Raw genomic sequence first — 6,725 nt, 5'->3', positions numbered from 1 at the left:
TTTAAGCCTATGTGACGCCCTTTCAGGGCTATTTATTAAATGTTCCTATATCCCAGGGCGTTGCCCTGGGCTAGTATGTTACGCCCCTTTGGGGCTGAGGAAAAACAACCGCTAAGGAGGAAATGTTGCTACTTAACTGTTTTTAGCTCATGCCGAATATTTACTGGATTTACGCACAAAGGTTTTTAGAATCATACCCTTAAGCCCGGCATCTTGCTGGGCTTAAGGGGATTTGGAGTGGTTCATGTATTTGAGTTGTTGTGGTGAAAACGAAAAACCCTCTTCTTGCCATCTTTGAGTTTCGTTCCAACCTCAAATATATATTTACCGCTTTTATTTAACTCCACATCAACGCCAAAACTGCCTTCCATTGCCATCATCTTCAAGGGAGTTAACTCGTTGCCTTCAGGATCGATGATTTTAACGGCTGCCAGTCCATCGTCAAACTTTTCGCCCTCATTCTCTGTAGTAAATTCTACCATGAAGTGGTGAGTCTGCTTACCGCCATGATGCGCCATAGCCTCCTTGATATCCTTCAAGTGAGCTGTTGCATTAACCCCTTCTATTTTGTCGCTTTGCAACATAATGGATGAGGCTGTAGATGTCATAGACATTTCCATTCCATCTGCGGCACTCGTTTTTGACGAGTGATTCATGTCGGACATCGCGAAAGACGATGTCAATGATGTTGAAGTCAGGAGGGCAAAAGCCACTCCGCTGATGAGTGTTTTTTTCAGTTTCATAATAGTCCTTTTTTTTGAATGAATTAATAATCTTGTTTTCACAAACAAGGGTTAAATAGTTTCGACATCCCCCATCGCGGTCGGAGTTTGACTCTTTGCAAGCTTACGGCTCTTCCAGATATAAAAGATGACGGGGTATACTAAAAGTTCCATAATTCCTGATGTGACTACTCCGCCAACCATTGGGGCTGCGATTCGCTTCATAACATCTGCTCCAGCGCCATGGCTCCACATAATTGGCAACAATCCGGCAATGATTACCGATATGGTCATAATCTTTGGCCGAATCCTCTTAACAGCGCCAAAATGGATGGCCTGGATAAGATCTCCAACAGTCTTCATCCGACCGTTTTTTGCCCAACCCTTATAGGCTAAATCCAGATACAGAAGCATAACTACCCCGGTTTCTGCATCAAGCCCGGCAAGGGCGATAACCCCGACCCAGACTGCGACAGAAGTGTTGTAGTCAAGAAGGTAGAGAAACCAGAAGGCCCCAACCAGAGAAAACGGTACGGCCAGGAAAACAATTGCTGTTTTGATCATTGATTTGGTACTGATGTAAATAATCATGAAGATGAGTAGTATTGTCATAGGTATTACCAACACCAATCTTTCTTTAGCTTTTTCCATATATTCAAACTGACCACTCCAGATAATAGAGTAGCCAATTGGCAGTTTAATCTTTGCAGCTACTGCAGCCTGAGCATTTTTGACATAGGTGCCAACATCAATTCCTTTAATATCCACATAAACCCAGGCTGTGCGGCGAGAATTTTCACTTTTTATGCTTGGCGGCCCTTTCATGATTGAGATATTCGCAACTTGTGAAATGGGGATATGAGTACCATTAGGCAGCGGCACAAGAACTCTGTTTAAGGCTGGTAAATTGTTTCGATAGTCACGCTGATAACGGATATTGATCGGATAGCGCTCAAGACCTTCAACTGTTTGGCCGATGTTCATACCGCCAATTGCCGATTGAATCACATCTTGAATATCACCAACAGTGAGGCCATAACGAGCAGCGGCGACTCGATCAATTGTAAAGTCAAGATAGTTCCCGCCAACAACTCGTTCGGAGTAAGCGCTTAAAGTGCCGGGCACTGACTGAATCAAGCCCTCAATCTCTTCGCCAATCGAACTTAAGATGGCTAGGTCTTCGCCCATTATTTTAATGCCAACCGGAGTTTTGATCCCGGTGGACAACATGTCAATTCTAGTTTTTATTGGCATTGTCCAGGCATTGGTTAAGCCAGGAAATGATATGGCGTTATTAAGTTCTTCGACTAATTGTTCATGTGAGATTATTTTTTCTTCAGGAATAACCTTGCGAAGGCCATTTTTTACAGGCTCAGCCCAATCTGGCCAATGGCTGTAAAATCGTACTGCCGGAACCTTGCGCCAATCTTCTTCAGGTTTGAGCATAATCGTTGTTTCCAACATTGAAAGAGGCGCTGGATCGGTTGCAGTTTCGGCCCTGCCAACTTTTCCAAATACACGTTTAACCTCAGGAAAAGTTCGGATGATTTTATCGGTCTGCTGGAGAATTTCTTTGGCTTTGGTTATTGATACGCCTGGCATGGTTGTCGGCATATACAATAGATCACCTTCATTGAGTGGAGGCATAAACTCTGATCCCATCTGTGAAAGTGGATAGGCGATTGAGCCAATAAGTAATAACGCCACCAGAATTGTTGTTTTTCGCCATTTCAGGACGAGATCAACAGCTGGATGATAAATTCGAATCAGGAACCGATTAACTGGATTCGCATGTTCTGGCTTTATTTCCCCGCGAATGAACCAACCCATGAGCACTGGCACAATTGTGACGGAAAGGAGCGCTGCCGCAGCCATGACATAGGTCTTGGTATAGGCTAAGGGTTTAAACAGCTTACCCGCCTGTTCCTGTAAGGCAAAAACCGGTAGAAAGGAAACCGTAATGACTAAAAGTGAAAAGAATAGGGTGGGCCCGACCTCCTTAGAGGAGTCTAAAATTATCTCCCAGTGCGGTTTTTTACCTCGATCCCGCTCAAGGTGCTTATGGGCATTTTCGATCATGATAATCGCGGCATCAATCATTGCCCCAATCGCAATGGCTATGCCGCCAAGACTCATTATATTTGCATTAATACCTTGAGCGTTCATCACAATAAAGGCCATGAGAATTGCCACCGGTAAAGTGAAAATTGCAACAAAAGCACTGGGTAAATGAAAAAGAAACAGGGCTGTCACCAGCGCTACAACGATGCTTTCTTCGACCAGCTTTTCTTTTAGTGTGTGGACTGCTCTCTCAATTAATCCCGACCTATCGTAAACCGTTTTTACAGTAACTCCCTCCGGCAAACCATTTTTCAGTGATTCAAGTTTTTGCTTTACCTTGTCAATGGTTTCGACAGCATTGCCGCCATAGCGCATAACAATGATTCCACCAACGGTTTCACCCTCACCGTCAAGGTCGGTAGCGCCACGCCGTAGTTCCGGCCCGATCGCTACTTCAGCTAAATCTCTGACCAGCACAGGGGTGCCTTTCTGGTCTGTACCCACAACAACTTGTTCAATATCGTCAAGCGACTTAAAATATCCTTGGCCTCGAACCATGAATTCTGTTTCGCCCATTTCAATGAGACGACCGCCAACATCGTTATTGCTCTGTTGAATGGCTTTTCTGATTTGCGGAATCGATACCCCGTACGAAAGTAAACGGTCCGGATTAATTGTGACTTGATATTGCTTGACATAGCCGCCAATACTGGCAACTTCGCTTACACCCTCGACAGCGGCAAGTTCATAACGGAGGAACCAGTCCTGAATTGAGCGGAGTTGTTGTAGATCATGGCGGTCACTTTCTAAAACGTACTCATAAACCCAGCCAACTCCAGTTGCATCCGGACCAAGGCTCGGTGTAACACCTTTGGGCAGTTTACCGGCTGCATAATTGAGATATTCAAGAACACGGGATCTGGCCCAATAAATATCCGTGCCATCTTCAAAGATCACGTAGACAAATGAGAAACCAAAAAAGGAGTAGCCGCGCACAACTTTGGCATGAGGAACGGCCAACATTTGGGTAGTCAGCGGGTAGGTGACCTGATCTTCGACCACTTGAGGTGCCTGGCCGGCATATTCTGTAAAGATGATGACTTGAACATCAGAAAGATCCGGAATGGCATCAATCGGTGTTTGTTTAAGAGAGTATCCTCCGGCCACGATCATAAATCCGGTCAGAATAACAACCATGATTTTATTTTTGATAGACCATTCTATTATTTTTTCCAGCATAATAACCCTTTTATGGTTGAGAGAGATGGTTGGGTAATTTTACTAAGCGGTCTTAACGGTCCCTAAAGAACTATTAATTAAATAGTGATTCAATCTCTTCTTTCTCACCGTTTTTTGTGGAAAGGTCATCTTGTCCACTTTGGTCGGCTTGGAGTTTGGAAGAACTCGATTTTTTAGGTTCTAACATTTTTTGTATTGCTGAGCGCAAGGTGCTTTCTGAATCCAGCATAAATTGAGCTGAAGTAACAACCATTTCATCATCAAGCAATCCTTGCAAAACTTCAACATTGCCCTCTTCATCAAAGAGCCCTGTTTTTATAAGGCGTGGCTCAAATTTTCCTTCTTCACGTTCGACAAAAACAGTTTGGCTTTCACCAGAATTTAAAATAGCCTCTGCCGGAATAGTCAGAACGTCCCGGACAGGCTCGGTGCTAATTCGAACATTGACATACATGTCTGGCTTAAGGTCAAGCCCGGGGTTGTCTAAATCTATTCGTGCCTTCACCGTTCTGGACTTTGCATCAAGATAGGGGTAAATCGTGCTTATTCGACCAACAAAACTATCGCTTTGGTAAGGAAGTTGAACTCGCACATGCTGGCCCTCTTTAACCCAGGGAAGTTCATATTCATAGATATCTGCATAGACCCATACTTTTGAAATGTCAGCGAGTGTGTAAAGTTCCATGCCGGCTTTAACAAACATGCCTTCGTTTACTTTTTTAAGCATTACAATGCCATCATATGGGGCATGTAAAACAAGGGTCTTGGTCGCAGATTGTTTGCTCTCCAGCTCAGCGATTTGTTTGTCACTTATATCCCAATATGTCAGACGCTTTTTAGATGACTCAAGAAGTCGAGATGCACCTTGAATAATTCCCGGAACAGAACTTCCAGATACAGAGAGTTTGTTTCGCAAGGCCAAAAGGAACTCTTCCTGTGCCGCCACCAGTTGAGGGCTGTATATTTCAAGAAGTGGTTGTCCTTTTTTGACAAAACGACCTGTTTCGTTCACGAAAAGCTTTTCTACCCAACCTTCGATTTTACTGTTGACTGAATACTGCTTTGTCTCTTCATAGCCAACAAGCCCCACAGTACGAATGGTTCGATGTATGTCTTGTCGAGATACTTTTTCAGTTCTCACCCCCATGTTTTGTCGAGTCACCGGATCTATGTTAATTAACTGGCCAATTACAGACTGATCTTCATATACCGCAACAAGATCCATACCCATTGGCGACTTACCTGGCTGGTCACGAATATAACTGGGGTCCATCGGTGCAACCCAATATTTGGTTTTTCTCTCACTTGGTGGCAGACTGGTCGCGGTAGTTTGTGTTGATTTAACTGGTGTAAGCTCCATCTGACAGATTGGGCAGTTGCCGGGCCCGTTCTGAATTATAAATGGATGCATGCCACAGGTGTATTCGTCGTGTTCTTCGGTGACTGCTTCGGCAGTCCCAAGGTCGGCTACAGTTGAATGGAATTTCTCAGGGCTGCTAAAATATAAAAGCCCAGTGCCTGCCAGAACAAGAAGAGCAACTGAACTCACCATAATTTTAATTTTACCCATTGTGATGTCCTTGTTATTACATTTAATTTTTATAAATTACGGGCGTTATTAAATACTTTCCTAAAGACATGTATCTCATAATAAGCTTATAAATCGTTTAAACCTGTTTCTGCTTCCAGGCGGGCAAAGCCTCGCTGGCCGTCAATTAAACCGCGGTAGTATTCCAGTTCGTAGTTATAGACCGTCATAAGACTGTCTAGCAGAGCAAGAAAGTCTATCTTGCCTACCTGGTAGCCACTCAATACAGCCTCAAAAGTTTGAGAAGCCTGTGGAATAAGGCCATTTTTATAAAGTTCAGTTTGTTGAACACTTTTTGTGATCTTCAGAAACGAGTCGTGAATATTCAGTTGGGCTGTATTTCTAAAATTATCCAACTGATGCATTGCCATGGTGATTGCTGCCTCTGCCTCCGAAACTGCCCCCTTTCTTTTAGCGACAAAAATCGGGATGTTTATGCCAAACTCAATTCCAGCAAAATCCGTCCCATCATCAGCAAAATTTGGTTCACGAAATGTGTAACTTGCACCGAGCTTGAAGTCGGGTTTAAATTCAAGTTTAGCTAATTTTTTCTGTAGTTTATTTTGCTCAATCAACGCTAAATATGAAGCCATAAGAGGCCTGTTCTGCTCAACAGATTGTTGGAGTTCTTCTAAGGTCTTGGTGAGGGCTTTAGGCAGTATTTCGGGAAGTTCGGCAGCAGAAAAGGTCAATTGCTGGTTGGTCAGACTGTTCAGATCAGCGACGGCCCTGTCCCGTTGTTGCGTATAGGAATATATTCGATCACGTAACTTGGAAGATTCGACTTGTGCTTTAAGAACATCCTGCTGAAGCCCTTTGCCTGTTTCATAATTTGTTTCAGTCAGGCGAATAAAATCATCGAGCAATTTAATATTCTTATGAGTGATTTCTATTGCACGCTCATAAAAAGAAAGGGAGTAATACGCATCTTTTACTTTCCAGACCAGCTGCAGTTTACCGTCTTCATAAACTCCCTTGTACCAGAGCGCTTGCTGCCTTGATTTCTCTTTCTTTGTTGCCAATTTGCCGGGAAATGGAAAATTTTGGTTAAGTTTTAAAATTTTACCGCTCATTGCGGTTTCATTTGCTGTCCACGAATCAACCGGATAGTTGCT

General features: G+C 43.5%; 4 protein-coding genes. All 4 read right to left on the bottom strand.

Going from position 1 to position 6,725, the window contains the following annotated elements; translation table 11 throughout:
* Positions 1-242 precede the first annotated feature (242 nt).
* A complete protein-coding gene (locus HQK80_14480; GenBank protein ID MBF0223405.1) occupies positions 243-743 on the bottom strand; it encodes a hypothetical protein in 501 nt (166 codons plus the stop codon).
* Positions 744-794: 51 nt separating this feature from the next.
* Positions 795-4,022 carry an efflux RND transporter permease subunit gene (locus HQK80_14475; GenBank protein MBF0223404.1) on the bottom strand — a complete coding sequence of 1,076 codons (3,228 nt, stop codon included), beginning with the start codon at positions 4,020-4,022 and terminating at the stop codon, positions 795-797.
* Positions 4,023-4,095: 73 nt separating this feature from the next.
* Entirely contained in the window at positions 4,096-5,592 is a 1,497-nt protein-coding gene (locus tag HQK80_14470; GenBank protein ID MBF0223403.1) for an efflux RND transporter periplasmic adaptor subunit, read from the bottom strand.
* Positions 5,593-5,678: 86 nt separating this feature from the next.
* Positions 5,679-6,683, bottom strand: a complete 1,005-nt coding sequence (locus HQK80_14465; GenBank protein MBF0223402.1) for a TolC family protein — start codon at positions 6,681-6,683, stop codon at positions 5,679-5,681.
* Positions 6,684-6,725 lie beyond the last annotated feature (42 nt).

This window comes from Desulfobulbaceae bacterium (assembly GCA_015231515.1).
Taxonomy (GTDB): domain Bacteria; phylum Desulfobacterota; class Desulfobulbia; order Desulfobulbales; family VMSU01; genus JADGBM01.
This window is presented reverse-complemented; position numbering and strand designations above follow the sequence as displayed.